This is a genomic window from Sinorhizobium glycinis (assembly GCF_001651865.1).
GTDB lineage: Bacteria > Pseudomonadota > Alphaproteobacteria > Rhizobiales > Rhizobiaceae > Sinorhizobium > Sinorhizobium glycinis.
In genome coordinates this window covers 662,960-679,710 of the sequence record NZ_LPUX01000064.1, presented here as the reverse complement: position 1 = coordinate 679,710, position 16,751 = coordinate 662,960, and the positions used below count along the sequence as shown (strand labels likewise).

The 16,751-nt window shown below is 64.7% G+C and carries 13 protein-coding genes; 6 read left to right on the top strand and 7 right to left on the bottom strand.

Annotation, left to right across the window (positions count from 1 at the left end; translation table 11 throughout):
* Positions 1-81: 81 nt before the first annotated feature.
* The 4 genes from urtA to AU381_RS22930 form a co-directional block, all read right to left on the bottom strand.
* Positions 82-1,374, bottom strand: coding sequence for an urea ABC transporter substrate-binding protein (gene urtA / locus AU381_RS22945; RefSeq protein ID WP_064244008.1), 1,293 nt, complete (start codon positions 1,372-1,374; stop codon positions 82-84).
* A 204-nt stretch (positions 1,375-1,578) separates the two neighbouring features.
* Positions 1,579-2,280, bottom strand: a complete 702-nt coding sequence (locus tag AU381_RS22940; RefSeq protein WP_064244007.1) for an aquaporin — start codon at positions 2,278-2,280, stop codon at positions 1,579-1,581.
* Positions 2,280-2,807, bottom strand: a complete 528-nt coding sequence (locus AU381_RS22935; RefSeq protein ID WP_064244006.1) for an arsenate reductase ArsC — start codon at positions 2,805-2,807, stop codon at positions 2,280-2,282. Before AU381_RS22935 ends, AU381_RS22940 begins: the two co-directional genes overlap by 1 nt.
* Positions 2,800-3,159 carry an ArsR/SmtB family transcription factor gene (locus AU381_RS22930; protein ID WP_064244005.1) on the bottom strand — a complete coding sequence of 120 codons (360 nt, stop codon included), beginning with the start codon at positions 3,157-3,159 and terminating at the stop codon, positions 2,800-2,802. Before AU381_RS22930 ends, AU381_RS22935 begins: the two co-directional genes overlap by 8 nt.
* A gap of 42 nt (positions 3,160-3,201) precedes the next feature.
* On the opposite strand from AU381_RS22930, the gene AU381_RS22925 reads away from it, so the two are divergent.
* The 3 genes from AU381_RS22925 to AU381_RS22915 all read left to right on the top strand — a co-directional run bounded on the left by AU381_RS22925 (position 3,202) and on the right by AU381_RS22915 (position 8,151).
* Positions 3,202-3,723 carry a DUF6428 family protein gene (locus AU381_RS22925; protein ID WP_064244004.1) on the top strand — a complete coding sequence of 174 codons (522 nt, stop codon included), beginning with the start codon at positions 3,202-3,204 and terminating at the stop codon, positions 3,721-3,723.
* A gap of 131 nt (positions 3,724-3,854) precedes the next feature.
* Positions 3,855-7,235, top strand: coding sequence for a hybrid sensor histidine kinase/response regulator (locus AU381_RS22920; RefSeq protein ID WP_064244003.1), 3,381 nt, complete (start codon positions 3,855-3,857; stop codon positions 7,233-7,235).
* Positions 7,228-8,151: a response regulator gene (locus AU381_RS22915; RefSeq protein WP_064244002.1), complete on the top strand. Its 924-nt coding sequence runs from the start codon at positions 7,228-7,230 to the stop codon at positions 8,149-8,151. Before AU381_RS22920 ends, AU381_RS22915 begins: the two co-directional genes overlap by 8 nt.
* Before the next feature lie 30 nt (positions 8,152-8,181).
* Here the strand turns inward: AU381_RS22915 and AU381_RS22910 are convergent, their stop codons facing one another.
* The gene (locus AU381_RS22910; RefSeq protein WP_064244001.1) at positions 8,182-8,895 is read right to left on the bottom strand and encodes a transcriptional regulator NanR; all 714 of its coding nucleotides are present in this window, start codon (positions 8,893-8,895) and stop codon (positions 8,182-8,184) included.
* Positions 8,896-9,062: 167 nt separating this feature from the next.
* Here AU381_RS22910 and oiaX point away from each other — a divergent pair, with 167 nt between their 5' ends.
* Positions 9,063-10,319 (top strand): 3-oxo-isoapionate-4-phosphate decarboxylase OiaX, encoded by a 1,257-nt coding sequence (gene oiaX, locus AU381_RS22905; RefSeq protein ID WP_082910294.1) that lies wholly within the window; start codon positions 9,063-9,065, stop codon positions 10,317-10,319.
* A 30-nt stretch (positions 10,320-10,349) separates the two neighbouring features.
* Positions 10,350-11,684: a four-carbon acid sugar kinase family protein gene (locus AU381_RS22900; protein WP_064244000.1), complete on the top strand. Its 1,335-nt coding sequence runs from the start codon at positions 10,350-10,352 to the stop codon at positions 11,682-11,684.
* Positions 11,685-11,715: 31 nt separating this feature from the next.
* Here AU381_RS22900 and AU381_RS22895 read toward each other — a convergent pair whose 3' ends face one another.
* Together AU381_RS22895 and AU381_RS22890 are read right to left on the bottom strand one after the other, a co-directional pair.
* Positions 11,716-13,071, bottom strand: a complete 1,356-nt coding sequence (locus AU381_RS22895) for a sigma-54-dependent transcriptional regulator (RefSeq protein WP_064243999.1) — start codon at positions 13,069-13,071, stop codon at positions 11,716-11,718.
* Entirely contained in the window at positions 13,068-14,942 is a 1,875-nt protein-coding gene (locus tag AU381_RS22890) for a sensor histidine kinase (protein ID WP_064244207.1), read from the bottom strand. The genes AU381_RS22895 and AU381_RS22890 overlap by 4 nt, the downstream gene beginning before the upstream one ends.
* A 238-nt stretch (positions 14,943-15,180) precedes the next feature.
* Here AU381_RS22890 and AU381_RS22885 point away from each other — a divergent pair, with 238 nt between their 5' ends.
* Positions 15,181-16,509 (top strand): dicarboxylate/amino acid:cation symporter, encoded by a 1,329-nt coding sequence (locus AU381_RS22885; RefSeq protein ID WP_064243998.1) that lies wholly within the window; start codon positions 15,181-15,183, stop codon positions 16,507-16,509.
* Positions 16,510-16,751 lie beyond the last annotated feature (242 nt).

Genomic DNA, 16,751 nt, shown 5'->3' with positions numbered 1-16,751 from the left:
ATGCTATCGGTTCGTCATGAAACACGCTGTCGGGGACGGGCCGCATCCGGCCCGCCCGCGAACAATTGCTTCGTCATGAAATCAGGAACCCTTGCCGCCGCACTTGCCGGTGGCGACATTGAAGTTGCCGCAGGACATCGGGGCGCGCCAATCGGAGATCAGGTCCTTGGAGTCCGGCAGGTAGTCCGACCACTCGTCGCCGACGACCAGGCCAGGCGTTTCCCAGACGGTCTCGAACTGGCCGTCGCCCTGGATTTCGCCGATCAGCACCGGCTTGGTGATGTGATGGTTCGGCATCATCGTCGAATAGCCACCCGAGAGGTTCGGCACCGAAACGCCGATCATCGCGTCGAGCACCGCGTCGGTGTCGGTGGTGCCGGCCTTTTCAACCGCCTTCAGCCACATGTTGAAGCCGATGTAATGGGCTTCCATCGGGTCGTTGGTGACCCGCTTGTCGTTTTTAGTATAGGCCTTCCAGGTCTTGATGAACTCTGCATTGGCCGGATTGTCGACCGATTGGAAGTAGTTCCAGGCGGCAAGATGGCCGACGAGCGGACCGGTATCGAGTCCGGCGAGCTCTTCCTCGCCGACCGAGAAGGCGACGACCGGGATGTCCTCCGCCTTGATGCCCTGGTTGGCAAGCTCCTTGTAGAAGGGCACGTTGGCGTCGCCGTTGATCGTCGAGACGACGGCGGTCTTCTTGCCGGCCGAACCGAACTTCTTGACGTCGGAGACGATCGTCTGCCAGTCGGAATGGCCGAACGGCGTGTAGTTGATCATGATGTCCTCGGGCTTGACGCCCTTGGAGATCAGGTAAGCCTCGAGGATCTTGTTGGTCGTGCGCGGATAGACATAGTCGGTTCCGGCGAGCACCCAGCGCTCGACCTCTTCGTTCTCCATTAGGTAGTCGACGGCGGGAATCGCCTGCTGGTTCGGCGCGGCGCCGGTGTAGAAGACGTTGCGCTGGCTTTCCTCGCCCTCGTACTGGACGGGGTAGAAGAGGATCGAGTTCAGCTCCTCGAAGACCGGCAGCACGGATTTGCGCGACACGGACGTCCAGCAGCCGAAGACCGCCGAGACCTTGTCGACCGAGATCAGCTCGCGCGCCTTCTCGGCAAAGAGCGGCCAGTCGGAGGCCGGATCGACGACGACCGCCTCGAGCTTCTTGCCGAGCAGACCGCCCTTCTTGTTCTGCTCGTCGATCAGCATCAGCATGGCGTCTTTCAGCGTCGTCTCCGAGATCGCCATGGTTCCGGAAAGCGAATGAAGAATGCCGACCTTAATCGTGTCCTCGGCGGCAAAGGCGCCGTTGAACGCGGTCGTCGAAAGGACGGCAGCGAGGAATGCGCCGGTGACGCGTGCCCTGTAATTCATCTGATTGAACCCCTCTAGTTCTGGTCGCCGCAACGGAGTGTTGGTTCTCCTTGGCCGTTGCTAGAAGGATATTCCGCCAGGCTCACCGCACTGCACATACGTCATTCTACGTAGGTGACGGGGGGAAGGAGGAAGTGGTGTGCAGACCGCTGGCAACCAAGTGCATCGCATAGCAGCACCGGCAACCGCGCCAAGGCGGGCAGCTCAGAAGACGCGCTCGCCCCTTGGGGCATTGCTCTGGGCATTGCTCGACCGTAGCAGCCACGTCATCAGCAAGAGCGCCGAAACCGCGCCGATCAGCTCGGCGGCGATGAAGCCGGGGAGATCGGCCGGGCGGATGCCGGAGAACGTATCGGTCATCGATCGGGCGACTGCCACGGCCGGGTTGGCAAAGGAGGTGGACGCCGTGAACCAGTAGGCAGCGGTGATATAGAGGCCGACCAGCCAGGGCACCGATTTCTCTTCGAAGCGGATGCCGCCGAGAATGGTCGCGGCCAGCCCGAAGGTCGCCACCCATTCGGCGAGCCACTGTGCTTGCCCGGTGCGCACCTTCGTCGACCACTCAAGGATCTGATGATCGAACATCAGATGCGCAACGATCGTGCCGACGATGCCGCCGGCGACCTGGGCAAGGACGTAGCCGGCGAGATCGCGCCGTGGCAGAGCGCTCGACAGCGCGAAAATCAGCGATACGGCCGGATTGAAATGCGCTCCGGAAATCGGACCGAGGATGGTGATCAGCACCACCAGCATCGCGCCTGTTGCAAGCGTGTTTCCAAGCAGGGCGAGTGCCGTATCCTCAGTCAGCGAGGCGGCCATGATGCCGGAACCGACGACGGTTCCGACGAGCAGTGCCGTTCCCAGGCCTTCGGCGACGAGGCGGCGGGAGAGATCGAACGACGACATCAGCGCGCCTCGAAAGGCCGGGAGAAGCCTTCGAGCCTGCCGATCTCGTGGAGCTTCGTCTCGAGGGCGAGCTTGTCGATCGAAGCGATCGGCAGGGCCGCGAACGCCGATATGCGGTTCTTCAGGTATTTCGCCGCGAGCGTGAAGGCACGGCCCTTCTCGACATCTGATCCCTCGACGGCGGCGGGGTCCTCGATCCCCCAATGCGCGGTCGCCGGATGGCCGATCCAGACCGGACAGGCCTCGCCGGCGGCATCGTCGCAGACCGTGAAGATGAAGTCCATTTGTGGTGCGCCCGGCGCGGCGAAGGCATCCCAGCTCTTCGACGAGAAACCCGTGGTGCGATAGCCGAGCGCTTCCAGCGTCTTCAGGGCCCAGGGATTGACTTCCCCCTTGGGCTGGCTGCCGGCCGAGAAGGCGCGGAAGCGTCCCCTGCCTTCGGCCTCGAGAATGGCCTCAGCCATGATCGAGCGCGCAGAATTGCCGGTACAAAGAAAAAGAACGTTGTAGACCCGCTCGTTACTCATTCGCATTTCCCTCCATAGTTGGCGCGCAGCAGGGCGCGACCGCGGCGGCAGGTACGCAGATTTCGGGATGCCCGGCACAGCAATCTTCCATCAGGAAGCGAATCAGGCTGCCGAGAGCCTCGTAATCGGCCGAATAGATGATCGATCTCGACTCGCGTTTCTGGGTGATCAATCCGGACCGCTCCAGTTCCTTCAGATGAAACGAGACGTTGGATGGAGAAACCTGCGCCTTTTCCGCGATTGCGCCGGCCGGCATACCGCTCGGGCCCGCACTGACCAGCATTCGCACGATCTGCAGGCGGGTCTCCTGCGAGAGCGCGCTGAAGGAAGCGAGCGCTTGACGTTCGTCCATATTTCAACAATCCTTGAATAATTGAAACGAGGAATAACGCAGATGCGCGCGCTCGACAACATGAAAATTCGGAATGACGACATCTCGCTCGGGCTTCTGCTTGGAACGCTCGCTGGAGCCGAGGAGCTACCCCTCTGGTTTCACTATGACGGACGGCCGATCAAGCCCGGCTATCATGTGACGGAGGTGAAGGCGGGGCAGTTCGCGGGGCTCGATTGCGGCGCCAATCCGGACGCCTGGACCGAGATCTTCGTGCAGCTCTGGGACGTCCAGGGCGAAGACCGCGCACCTATGCCGGCCGGCAAGTTCTCGGCGATCATCCGCAAGGTTTCGGGTCACCTGCAACTCGAGCAATCGGCGAGGCTCACCTTTGAAGTCAGCGACGGCGTCCGCCCGGTGCAGCTCTATTGCGCGTCGCTGCCAAGGCTGCGCGACGATGCCGTGCATGTGGATCTCGCTCCGAGGCCCGCGAGCTGCAAGCCGCGTGATCGCTGGCTTGCCGAGGAGAAGAGCAAAGCGGAGACCTGCTGTGGACCCGCAGCGAAGAGCGCGTGCTGCTCCTGATTGGCATGGAATCTCTGGTTCCGATCACCGGCCAGGCCAATTCCGCATCGCAGCAATTTCGCGCGCCGCCGGTCTGTGTTACGAAGGCGATGGCCGGCGCTGCCGGGGGACAAGCCAAGACATGAGGGACCATGGCGGCACGCCAGCGCATCATTCCCGTTCGACGAGAATACAATCGCTGGGTCGCCAACCAGACGCTGGAAGACTATGCGCTGCGGTTCACCGCCAAAAGCGCGCGGCGTTTCTCCTCCGAGCGCATCTCGCAGACGGCAATCGGCGCGATCTCCTTCCTGGCGCTGGAGGCGATCGGCGGCGCCATCACCATGTCCTACGGCACGACCAACGCGATCGTGGCGATCCTCGTGGCGAGCGTGATGATCCTGCTGGTCGGCCTGCCGATCAGCCGCTATGCGATCCGCCACGGCGTCGACATCGACCTGCTGACGCGCGGCGCGAGCTTCGGCTATATCGGCTCGACGATCACCTCGCTCATCTATGCGAGCTTCACCTTCATCCTTTTCGCGATCGAGGCGTCGATCATGTCCGGGGCGCTGGAGCTGGCGCTCGGCATCCCGCTCTGGATCGGCTACATCGTCAGCGCCGTCATGGTCATCCCGCTGGTGACCCACGGGGTGCGGCTGATCAGCAAGTTCCAGCTCGTCACCCAGCCCTTCTGGATCGTGCTGAACATCCTGCCCTTCGCCTTCATCGCGCTTGCCGATTGGGAGAAGGTCGGCCTCTGGCTCTCCTACGCCGGCATCCATCACGCCTCGGGGCCCGCCGGTACCGTCGCCCCCTTCGATCTGGTCGAATTCGGCGCGGCTTCCGCGGTGATCTTCGCGCTGATGGCGCAGATCGGCGAGCAGGTCGACTTCCTGCGCTTCCTGCCGCCGGACGGCCAGCGCAAGCTGCATCACCGCATCGCAGTTTTCCTCGCCGGCTCCGGCTGGGTGATCGTCGGCGCGCCGAAGCTGCTCGCCGGCTCCTTTCTCGTCGTGCTGGCGCTCAGCGCCGGCGTGCCCTCGACCAGGGCCGCCGACCCCGCGCAAATGTATTACACCGCCTTCGGCTATATCGTGCCGTCGGAGACGGCGGCGCTCCTCCTGATGGTCGCCTTCGTCGTCGTCTCGCAGCTGAAGATCAACGTGATGAATGCCTATGCCGGGTCGCTCGCCTGGTCGAATTTCTTTTCGCGGTTGACCCACAGCCATCCGGGCCGGGTGATCTGGCTGGTCTTCAACGTGGCGATCGCGCTTCTGCTGATGGAACTCGGCATCTACCGGCTGCTCGAGGAGACGCTCGGCATCTTCTCGATCGTCGCCATGGCCTGGCTCTGCACGATCTCCGCCGACCTCTTCGTCAACAAGCCGTTGGGCCTGTCACCCCCCGGCATCGAGTTCAAGCGCGCCCATCTCTACGACATCAATCCGGTTGGCCTCGGCACGATGGGCGTCTCGGCACTGCTGGCGCTCGCCGCGCATTTCGGCGCCATGGGAGAGATTGCCGCCTCGCTGGCGCCCTATATCGCCCTCGTCACCGCCTTCGTCGTCTCGCCGCTGATCGCCTGGCGGACGGAGGGCAAATTCTACCTCGCCCGCAAGCCGCGCAAGAGCTGGCTTCGCGAAAGCGAGATCACCTGCTCGATTTGCGAGCATCCGTTCGAACCCGAGGACATGGCCTGGTGCCCGGCCTATGCGGCGCCGATCTGTTCGCTCTGCTGCTCGCTCGACAGCCGCTGCCACGACATGTGCAAGCCGAGGGCGCGGCTTAACACGCAGATCGCCACCGTCGCCAAGGCGGTGCTGCCGGACACCATCGTCGCGAAGCTCGCCACGAGGCTCGGCCGCTACGCCATTTCCGCCGTGATCTCGATCACCGGCATCGGCATCATCCTGGCGATGATCGCCCACCAGACGACCGCCGCCTCACCGGAGACCGCCGCGGTCGTCGAGCGGACGATCGCCGTCGTCTTCTTCGTCTTCGCCATCCTCGCCGGGGTCGTCTCCTGGTTCTACGTGCTTGCCCATGACAGCCGCGTCGTGGCCGAGGAGGAATCCTCCCGCCAGAACACCCTGCTGCTCAAAGAGATCGCCGCCCACAAGAAGACCGACGCGGCGCTGCAGAATGCCAAGGAAGCGGCGGAAGCGGCGAACCGCGCCAAGAGCCGCTACGTCGTCGGCTTGAGCCATGAATTGCGCACGCCGCTCAACGCCGTGCTCGGCTACGCCCAGATCCTCGAACGCGACGAGACGATCCCGCCGTCGCGGCAAGGCGCCATCAAGGTCATCAAGCGCAGCGCCGATCATCTTTCCGGGCTGATCGACGGCCTGCTCGACATTTCGAAGATCGAGGCCGGCAAGCTGCAGGTCTATTCGAACGAGATCAACATCCACGACTTTCTCGACCAGATCGTCGACATGTTCCGTCCGCAGGCGCAGGCCAAGGGCATCGTCTTCGAGCACGACCGCTCCGCCTCGCTGCCGCAATTCGTCCGCACTGACGAAAAGCGGCTGAGGCAGATCCTCGTCAACCTGCTTTCCAACGCGCTGAAATTCACCGATGAGGGCCGTATCCGCTTCGATGTCGCCTATCGCAGCCAGGTTGCGAGCTTCACGATCGAGGACAGCGGCCGCGGCATCAGCGACAAGGACCTGCCGAAGATCTTCGATCCCTTCCAGCGCGGCGACGCGGAGCATCGCATGCCGGGGCTTGGTCTGGGGCTCACCATCACGCGCCTGCTGACCCAGACGCTCGGCGGGGAAATTTCGGTGACGAGCGAGAAGGACAAGGGCACCGCCTTTAGGGTGCGGCTGATGCTTTCGGCCGTCGACCGGCCGGCGGCGCTGAAGGACCCGGTGCGCAAGATCAGCTCCTACAAGGGACCGCACCGCACCATCCTGGTCGTCGACGACAATGCCGACCACCGCGACCTGATGCGCGAGGTGCTCGCGCCGCTCGACTTCACCGTGCTGACGGCGGCGAGCGGGGCCGACTGCCTAACACTCATCGAGGCGACGCGGCCGGACCTCTTCCTGATCGACATCTCCATGCCCGGCATGAATGGCTGGGAACTGGTGACGAAGCTCAGGGAAGGCGGCCAGATGGCGCCGGCGATCATGCTGTCGGCCAATATCGGCGACGGCTCGGCGGCACGCACGATCGGCCACAACGACACGCTCGCCAAGCCTTTCGGCGTCCGCCAGCTCACTGACAAGCTGGCGATCCATCTCGGGCTCGAATGGATCCATGAGGGCGATGCAAAGGACGAGTCTTCAAGCAGCAAGAACAGAGCCGTGACAAGCCCGGGCGCTCATCATGTGAAGGAATTGATCCAGCTCGGCGAAATCGGCTACGTGAGAGGCATCGAGGCGAAATTGACGGAGATTGCCCTGAACCCGGAGAACCAGCCCTTTGCCGAGGCGGTCGGCGCCTATGTCCAGGCCTTCGACCTTTCCGGCTATGACGCCTTCCTGAAGCGGCTGCTTCCCGAGGAGACGAACGCCCGTGCCTGAGGCCGCCAATCCGCGCGACATCGTGCTGCTCGTCGACGACTCGCCGGAGGCGCTCGGCTTCCTGACCGAGGCGCTGGAGCAATCCGGCTTTTCCGTTCTGATCGCCACATCCGGCAATGCGGCGCTCAACATCGCCGACCGCATAACCCCCGACCTCATCCTGCTCGACGCGGTGATGCCCGGCATGGACGGGTTCGACACCTGCACCCGGCTGAAGGCGAATGCCTCGGTCGCCCAGGTGCCGGTGGTCTTTATGACGGGGCTCACCGAGACGGAACACGTGGTGCGCGCGCTCGAGGCCGGCGGCGTCGACTACCTCACCAAGCCGATCAATATCGACGAGCTTCGGGCCCGCATCCGCGTTCACCTCTCCAATGCGCGCTCCGCCCAAAGCGCCCGCGTCGCGCTCGACGCCGCCGGGCGGCATCTGCTTGCCGTGCGCGGCGACGGCACCGTGCGCTGGTCGACCCCGCAGGCGACCCGCCTTGTCAACGCCGCTACCGGCAGCGACGACGGCCTTGCGGTCGTGGCCGGACGGATCGCCGTATGGATGCGGGAGCGTGAACAGCAAGGTGGCGACAAGCAAGGCAGCCTGACGCTCCATCAGGCCGGCCAGACGGGCCTGCAGATTTCCTATCTCGGCGCCATCGGCGCCAACGAGTATCTCTTTCGGCTCACCGCCGAGAACGGCATCAGCGACGACGAGATGCTGCGCCAGCACTTCCATCTCACCCAGCGCGAATCCGAGGTGCTGCTCTGGATCGCCAAGGGGAAATCCAACCGCGATATCGGCGAGATCCTCGGCTTGAGCGCCCGCACCGTCACCAAGCATCTCGAACAGATCTACGTGAAGCTCGGCGTCGAGAACCGCGCCTCGGCCGCGGTCAAGGCGACGCAGGTGCTGCACGGGATTTGAGGTAGGGTGCGGGCGTTCCCCGCGCCTGTCTCACTTGCCCTTTGGCGCATAAAGCGCCCGCGAGCGCTCGAGATGCCGGATCATCGCCTGTTCGGCCTCATCAGGTTTTCCCCGGCGGATGCAGTCGATGATTTCCGCATGCTCGGAGAGCGTGACGTTCTCCTTGCCGGTCCAGATCAGCATTTCCGTGTGATATTCCTTGAGCCAGCCGAGCATGGCGTCACTGACGGCACTGAAGATCGGATTGCCGGAAATCTGGGCGACGCGGGTGTGAAAGGCCATGTCGGCGGCGATGAAGGCGTCGGAATCGCCGAGCGAAGCGCGCTGCCGCATCAAAATCTCCTCGAGCGCGGCGATATCGGCATCCGTGGCGCGGCTTGCCGCCTCGCGCACCATGCCGCGTTCGAAAAATATGCGTGCGTTCTTCAGGTGTTCGAGCGAATCCGAGGACGCCGAGAGCATGATCTTGGCGGCGGCGTCCACCTGCTTCAGCAGCGATTGCGCCGTCGGCTGCAGCACCCTGGCGCGCTCGCCATGCGAAATCTCGATCAGTCCCATATTGGCAAGCGTCTGCATGGCTTCGCGGATGGCCGGGCGGCCGACCTGGAAACGCTCCATCAGCATCCGTTCCGACGGCATCTCGTCGCCAGGCTGCAATTCGCCGGTCTCGATCAGCGCCTTCAGCCGGGCGAAGACCTCGTCGGAAAGTTTCCTGCGAACGATCGGTTCGGATTGAATCGCCATGTGAACTCCACCGCTGTTGCCGCTTGTCCCTCTATATGCATGTTTTTTCCGGAGAGGAAATCTTGCGCCGTTACCCGGCCGGCGAACGCGATTTCTCTTGCACAACTCAGATACTCATTATACCAGTTGGATCGAAGAGGCTACTCATTTCCTGAAGAGCGATTGCCGTGATCCGCATCACCTACCGCATCGAAACCCCCGGCGACGTCGAAGCGATGGCGGCCAAGATCGCCAGCGATCAGTCGACCGGAACCTTCGTGCCTGTCCCGGGCGAAACCGAGGAGCTGAAGGCACGCGTCGCGGCCCGGGTGGTCGCGATCAGGCATCTGGAGCCGACCGACCGCCCCTCCTGGCCGGAGGAGGCGGGCGAGGCGAAGCGCTTCAACCGGGCCGAGGCGGACATCGACTTTCCGCTCGATGCGGTCGGCACGGATCTTGCCGCGCTAATGACCATCGCGATCGGAGGCGTCTATTCGATCAAGGGGACGACCGGCATTCGCATCGTCGACATGCGATTGCCGCCGGAATTCGCCGCCGCCCATCCCGGGCCACAGTTCGGCGTCGCCGGAAGCCGCAGGCTGACCGGTGTCGACAAGCGCCCGATCATCGGCACCATCGTCAAGCCCGCCCTGGGCTTGAGGCCGGAGGAGACCGCAGAACTGGTGGGTGAACTGCTCTCCTCCGGCGTCGATTTCATCAAGGACGACGAGAAGCTGATGAGCCCGGCCTATTCGCCGCTGAAGGAGCGGATCGCCGCGACCATGCCGAGAATCCTCGACCACGAACAGAGGACCGGCAAGAAGGTGATGTACGCCTTCGGCATCTCCCATACCGATCCGGACGAGATGATGCGCAACCACGATCTGGTCGTGCAGGCGGGCGGCAATGCCGGGGTCGTCAACATCAATTCGATCGGTATGGGGGGCGTTGCGTTCCTGCGCAGGCGCTCCGAGATCGTGCTCCATGCGCATCGCAATGGCTGGGACATTCTCACCCGCCACGGCGGCCTCGGAATGGAATTCTCCGTCTGGCAGCAGTTCTGGCGGCTGATCGGCGTCGACCAGTTCCAGATCAACGGCATCCGCGTCAAATATTGGGAGCCGGACGCGAGCTTTGTCAAATCGTTCAAGGCGGTCAGCACGCCGTTGTTTTCCGAGCGTGATCGTCCGCTGCCGGTGGTCGGCTCCGGCCAGTGGGGCGGCCAGGCACCCGAGACCTATGCCCGCACCGGCGGCTCGACCGATTTGCTTTATCTGTGCGGCGGCGGCATCGTCAGCCATTCGGGCGGAGCCGGCGCCGGGGTCAGGGCGGTTCGCCAGGCCTGGGAGGCTGCGGTCGCCGGTATCCCGCTTGCCGACTATGCCAGGGATCATCCGGAGCTCGCCCAATCGCTCGCAAAATTCGCCGACGGCAAGGGCGCCTGATCTATTTAGTCAAGCCACGGAAGGCCGCGCATGCAGACACCATTGCTGAGCTATTACGGCGACGACCTGACCGGCTCCACCGATGTCATGGAGGCGCTCTCCTCGCATGGGGTCGAAACCGTCCTGTTCCTCGAGATTCCCGAGGCACGGCTGCTCGAACGCTTCGCTCATTGCAGCGCCTTCGGCCTTGCCGGTACGAGCCGCAGCCAGACATCCGACTGGATGAGGGAACATCTCCCCTCTGCCTTTATCTGGCTGAAGTCGCTCGGCGCTCAGATCGTCCATTACAAGGTCTGCTCGACCTTCGATTCCAGCCCGACTGTCGGCAGTATCGGCAAGGCGATCGAGATCGGCCGCGAGGTGTTCGGCAAGGCGCCGGTGCCGCTTGTGCTTGGCGCTCCGCAAATTCGCCGTTACACGGCCTTTGGCAATCTCTTCGCCGCCTTTCGGGGCGAGACCCACCGCATCGACCGCCATCCGGTGATGAGCCGGCACCCGGTGACGCCGATGGACGAGGCGGACGTCCGTCTGCACCTGTCGCGGCAGACGTCGCTGAAGACGGGTCTGGTCGATATTGCGCAGCTCGCCTCGGCGGAAGCCGACGCGGTGACGGATTTCGCCTTCGCCGAAGGAAACGACATCGTCCTCCTCGACGTCGCGGGCGCTGAAAGCCAGGCCATTGTCGGGCGGCAGCTTTGGCGCAAACGCACATCCGGCGGCCAGTTTGCCTGCGGATCCTCCGGACTGGAATATGCCCTCGTCCGCGAGTGGCATCGGCTCGGGCTGCTCGGCGAAGCGCCGGCCTTCATGGCGCCCGGGCCTGTCGATCAGCTCGCCGTCGTCTCCGGCAGCGTGTCGCCGACGACCGAACGGCAGATCCGCCACGCCCTTCAGAACGGTTTTGACGGGATCGGACTCGATCCCGGCGCCCTCGCTGCGGCGGAGAGCGGCGGCGCGCTCGAGGATGCAATGGCGCGCGGCCTTGAAGTTCTCGCCGCCGGCCGGAGCGTCATTCTCTATACGGCGCTTGGTCCCTCGAGCGATCGCGGCAATGCGATCGGCCTCGAGGACGGGTCGCGCCACCGGATCGGCGAACGGCTCGGCCTGCTGCTGAAGGAACTGGTGAAGCGGGCGGGGCTTCGCCGCGCCGTCATCGCCGGCGGCGACACGTCGAGCCACGCGTTGGGCCAGCTCTCGGTCGACGCGCTGACTTTGCGCCTGCCGCTGCCGCAATCGCCGGGATCGCCGCTTTGCACCGCCCATAGCGCCGACCCGCTGATCGACGGCATTGGGGTGGCGTTGAAAGGTGGCCAAGTCGGCCTGGACGATTATTTCACGATGATCCGCGACGGCCGGCCGGCCTGATGCATCGTTCCCAAGTAGCAAACATGCAGCATCAGGAATCGCTCCGCCCGACATAGTCCGCCCGGTTGATGCCGTGGCGCTGCAGCTTGTCGTAAAAGGTCTTGCGGGGGATGCCGAGGGCCTGCAGCGTCTCCTTGACGTCGCCGCGATGGGCGGTCAGCGCCTCCTTGAGGATCTCGGCCTCATAGCGCTCCAGACGTTCGGGCAGGGTGCCGCCGCTCGTCGCCGGGGCAACGGCGGCTTTTCCCGGCTGTTCCTCGACCCCGAGCGCCACCCGTTCGGCGAAGTGCGAAAGCTCGCGCACATTGCCCGGCCAGGCATGCGACATCAGGTGATCGCGAACGCCGGCGGAGATCGTTGGCACCTCCCGCCCGAAGCGTTCCGACGCCCGCTTCAGGAAATGCGAGAAGAGCAGGGGAACATCCTCGCGACGTTCCCGCAAGGGCGGGATGGACAGGGTCACTACGTTCAGCCGGTAGTAGAGATCCTCGCGGAAATCGCCGCGCTCCGCCGGGTCGCCGAGGTCGATCTTGGCGGCCGCCACGACACGGATGTCGACAGGCCGGATCGTATTGGTGCCGAGCGGCATGATCTCCCGGGCTTCGAGCACGCGCAGCATCTTCACCTGCGTCGCCGGCGGCATCGCCTCGATCTCGTCGAGGAACAGTGTGCCGCCGCTCGCATGCTCGATCCGGCCGATGCGCTTCTTGACGGCGCCGGTGAAGGCGCCGGGCTCGTGGCCGAAAAGCTCGCTCTCGATGACCGATTCGGGCAGCGCGCCGCAATTGAGCGCCACGAAATTGCCGCTCCGGCGCCGGCTCCACTGGTGGAGAAGCGTCGCGACGACCTCCTTGCCGCTGCCGGTCTCTCCCGCGACCAGCACGTCGACGTCGGTGTCGGCGATATGCCTCAGCGTCTGCCGCAGCCGCTCCATCACCGGCGTCTGGCCAATCAGCGGCAGGCTCTCCGAGGCCGCCTCGGCCGCCTGCCGCAGCGCCCGATTCTCCATCACGAGGCGGCGCTTCTCCTGGGCCCGCCGGGCGCTCTGGACGAGCCGGTCGGCGGCAAAAGGCTTGGCGATGAAGTCATAGACCCCGCCCTGGATCGCCTGCACGGCCATCGGTATATCGCCATGACCGGTGACCAGGATGACCGGTATGTCCGCGTCGAGCTCGGCGACCTTGCGGAAGAACGCCAGCCCATCCATGCCCGGCATGCGGATATCGCTGATAATGACACCCTCGAAGAAGGCGGTGAGTTGCGCGAGCGCCTCGCTCGCACTGGCGAAGGGCGATACGGTGAAGCCGGCAAGCTCCAGGGTCTGCTGCATCGCCTTGCGCAGGTCGCGGTCGTCATCGACCAGGAACACGGATGGGGCGCCGCTCATTGCGCTTGAGCCTTCTTCAGATGCACGGTGAATGTCGTTCCGGAAGGGCCGCTTTCGACCTCGATCGTGCCGCCATAGTCGGAGACGATTTCCTTCGATATGGCGAGCCCAAGCCCGAGGCCCTCTTCCTTCGAGGTGTTGAAGGGTGTGAAGAGCTCGTCGCGAATCTCGGCCGGAATCCCCGGTCCGTTGTCGGCGACGGTGAGTTTGATGCCGCCCGCCGTTTCCGCGCAGCGGACAAGGATCGTAGCGGCGTCGCGATCGCCGATCGCTTCCAGCGCGTTCTGCAACAGGTTGATCAGCACCTGTTCCAGCCGGATGCGATTGCCGAGCGCCATGAGGCCGTCCGGCGGCAGTTCGATGCGGATCGCGTCCATGCGGCCGGCAAAGCGGCTGCGGAGCAGCAGGAGCGCCCCCTCGACGACATCCTTTATCGCCGTCGGCTCGGCGGCGAAGTGGCCCTTGCGGGCAAAGCGCCGCAGCTCGTCGGTGATGGCGCCGACCCGCTCGGTGAGTTCGGCGATGGTTTCCATGTTCTCGGCGGCCGTAGCGCTCTGGCCGCGGTCGAGAAAGGTGCGGGCATTGTCCGCATAGGCACGGATCGTCGCCACCGGCTGGTTGATTTCATGGGCGACGCCGGCGGCGACCTGGCCGAGGATCGCCAGCCGGTTCGCCTGGACGAGATCCTGCTGGACGGCCTGCAGCTTCTCGGCCGTCTCCCGGTGGTCGGCGATCTCGATTTCGAGGCGGTCGCGGGCCATGAGGAGGTCGCGGGTCCGCGCCTCGACCTTCGCTTCCAGCTCATTGCGCGCCAGCCGCTCGCTGGCGGATCTCATCGCGACCGCCTGCCGCCGGCGCAGGAGAAATGCGCCAAGCGCCAGGAGTGGCACCAGCGCGGCAAGCATCAGAAGACGCGCCTCCCGTGCGCCCGCCGCGAGCACGGCCCGAAGCGGCGACAGCTGCTCCAGTCGCCAGTTCGTCGACGGCACCAGCGTCTCGACACGGAGATATGCCTCGGTGCCGTCGCCCGGCAGCAGCGCCTCCAGCGTGGAGGAGCCATCCGGCCGGGCTTCGATCCGATGGAATGGCAGCGGCAGCAGGGGCGCATCGCCGAACTGCAGGCTCTCGCGAATGTCGGCCCGCCTTTCCTCGGGAATAAGCTTCGTCGTCATGAAGCGCCAGGAAGGCAGGCTGGTGATCAGCACGATGCCGCGCCGGTCGGTGACATAGGTCGGCTTGTCCGTGACGCGCCAGTCGGCCTCGACGCCGTCGAATTCGAGCTTGGCGACGATCACGCCGAGCGGGCCGTTCGGCCCGTCGATGCGGCGCGAGATGTAGAGTCCGGGCCGCCGGCTCACCGTCCCCATGGCGAAATGCTCGCCCTTGCCGTCGCGCATCGCCAGGCGGAAATAGTCGCGGAAGGCATAGTCGTTGCCGACGAAGCTCGTCGGCTCCCGCCAGTTGCTGGCGGCGACCGCGACGCCGTCGCGGCCGATCAGGTAGACGACGGCCGCTTCGGCACTTGCCGCGAGGCTTTCGAGCTTGCGGTTGATCGGCTCCATTGACTGAGGGCCCGGCGAGACCAGCGCTTCGCGAATGGCGGCATCGTCGGAAAGAACAAGCGGCAGGGCCCGCTGCCGCTCGACCACGGCCCGCAACAGCGAGGCCTTCAGGCTGGCGTCGAGCCGGCCTTGCTCGGCAAGGTCGGCCAGCGCCTGCGACCGGCCATAGGCCCCGGCAAGCAGGAATCCGGCGACCAGGAGCGCGAGCGCCACGGCCGAAAACACAAGCCATGAGTGTCGCGCCCGGCGGCGCAGCGCGCCCAGATCGTCTGTGCCCGGCAGGTATGCGGTCATGGCGGCATTGTGCATGTTTTCGCCCAGCGCGCCAGCCGCGTTGGGCGGATTTCCGCACACCTCAATGAGGTTGCCTTCGCGACATTACTGAAAGCGCAGTTATCTCAACGATTTGGTGTCCAGGCCGTCAAACTGGCACGCCCGTTGCAAACAAGCTCCACAAGGCAGCCGCGGCTGTCGATCTTCGGAAAAGTGGCCCGGGAGGCCCGGCACATTGCCGGACTGGGCACGCGCCCCAAGTGGAGGATATCACATGATCATCGAACATTCCGCGGAGGTCCGCGGCAAAACACCCTTTTACCGCCATCTCTATGTCCAGGTCCTGGCGGCGATCGCCGCGGGCATCCTGCTCGGACATTTCTATCCCGAGCTCGGCACCGAGCTGAAGCCGCTCGGCGACGCCTTCATCAGGCTCGTCAAGATGATCATCGCGCCGGTGATCTTCCTGACGGTCGCGACCGGCATTGCCGGCATGACCGATCTCGCCAAGGTCGGCCGCGTCGCCGGCAAGGCGATGATCTACTTCCTGACCTTCTCCAGCCTTGCGCTGGTCGTCGGCCTCGTCGTCGCCAATGTCGTGCAGCCGGGTGCGGGCATGCATATCGATCCGGCCTCGCTCGATGCGAAGGCGATCAGCACTTATGCGGAAAAGGCGCATGAGCAGTCGATCACCGGCTTCCTGATGAACATCATCCCGACGACGCTCGTCGGCGCCTTTGCCGAGGGCGACATCCTGCAGGTGCTGTTCATCTCGGTGCTCTTCGGCATCTCGCTCGCCCTGGTGGGCAAGAAGGCCGAGCCGGTCGTCGATTTCCTCCAGGCGCTGACGCTGCCGATCTTCCGGCTGGTGGCGATCCTGATGAAGGCCGCCCCGATCGGCGCCTTCGGTGCCATGGCCTTCACCATCGGCAAGTACGGCGTCGCCTCGATCGCCAACCTCGCCATGCTGATCGGCACCTTCTATCTCACCTCGTTCCTGTTCGTCTTCGTCATTCTCGGCGCGGTGGCGCGCTATAACGGCTTCTCCATCGTGGCGCTGATCCGCTACATCAAGGAGGAACTGCTGCTCGTGCTTGGCACTTCGTCCTCGGAAGCGGCGCTGCCGGGCCTCATGAACAAGATGGAAAAGGCCGGCTGCAAGCGCTCGGTCGTCGGTCTCGTCATCCCGACCGGCTATTCCTTCAACCTCGACGGCACGAATATCTACATGACGCTGGCGGCGCTCTTCATCGCGCAGGCGACCGACACGCCGCTCTCCTACGGCGATCAGATCCTGCTCCTGCTCGTCGCCATGCTGAGCTCGAAGGGTGCGGCCGGCATCACCGGCGCCGGCTTCATCACGCTGGCCGCGACGCTCTCCGTCGTACCCTCCGTGCCGGTCGCCGGCATGGCGCTGATCCTCGGCATCGACCGCTTCATGTCCGAGTGCCGGGCGCTCACCAACTTCGTCGGCAATGCGGTTGCGACGCTGGTGGTGGCGAAGTGGGAAGGCGAACTGGACCAGGCGCAGCTCTCCGTTGCACTTGCCGGCGATGCGTCTGTCGAGACCATTCCGGCGGTCGCGGTTCAGCCCGCCGAATAGCTTGCCTCCCAGGGCAACGCACGATGAGTGCGGCTTGGCGCGGCCTGGTTTTTCCGGGCCGCGCTTTTTTGCGGCACGAACGAGGGCGCAAGCGGCTACCCCCTGGCCTGCCGGCCATCTCCCCCACAAGGGACCCACAAGGGGGGAGAAAGCATGGGGCACGGCCAGTGCCCATCAGGAAGGTCTGCACTGCCAAGCCTTCTCGATAGAAGCGATGACGTTGCCGCGAATCCTCTCCCCCC

Excerpts from the sequence above, each read along its gene's own strand:
- AU381_RS22910 (WP_064244001.1), bottom strand. The coding sequence starts at position 8,895 with ATGGCGATTCAATCCGAACCGATCGTTCGCAGGAAACTTTCCGACGAG.
- AU381_RS22895 (WP_064243999.1), bottom strand. The coding sequence starts at position 13,071 with ATGAGCGGCGCCCCATCCGTGTTCCTGGTCGATGACGACCGCGACCTG.
- AU381_RS22890 (WP_064244207.1), bottom strand. The coding sequence starts at position 14,942 with ATGCACAATGCCGCCATGACCGCATACCTGCCGGGCACAGACGATCTG.
- AU381_RS22940 (WP_064244007.1), bottom strand. The coding sequence starts at position 2,280 with ATGTCGTCGTTCGATCTCTCCCGCCGCCTCGTCGCCGAAGGCCTGGGA.
- urtA (WP_064244008.1), bottom strand. The coding sequence starts at position 1,374 with ATGAATTACAGGGCACGCGTCACCGGCGCATTCCTCGCTGCCGTCCTT.
- AU381_RS22920 (WP_064244003.1), top strand. The coding sequence starts at position 3,855 with ATGGCGGCACGCCAGCGCATCATTCCCGTTCGACGAGAATACAATCGC.
- AU381_RS22925 (WP_064244004.1), top strand. The coding sequence starts at position 3,202 with ATGCGCGCGCTCGACAACATGAAAATTCGGAATGACGACATCTCGCTC.
- AU381_RS22885 (WP_064243998.1), top strand. The coding sequence starts at position 15,181 with ATGATCATCGAACATTCCGCGGAGGTCCGCGGCAAAACACCCTTTTAC.
- AU381_RS22900 (WP_064244000.1), top strand. The coding sequence starts at position 10,350 with ATGCAGACACCATTGCTGAGCTATTACGGCGACGACCTGACCGGCTCC.
- AU381_RS22935 (WP_064244006.1), bottom strand. The coding sequence starts at position 2,807 with ATGAGTAACGAGCGGGTCTACAACGTTCTTTTTCTTTGTACCGGCAAT.
- AU381_RS22930 (WP_064244005.1), bottom strand. The coding sequence starts at position 3,159 with ATGGACGAACGTCAAGCGCTCGCTTCCTTCAGCGCGCTCTCGCAGGAG.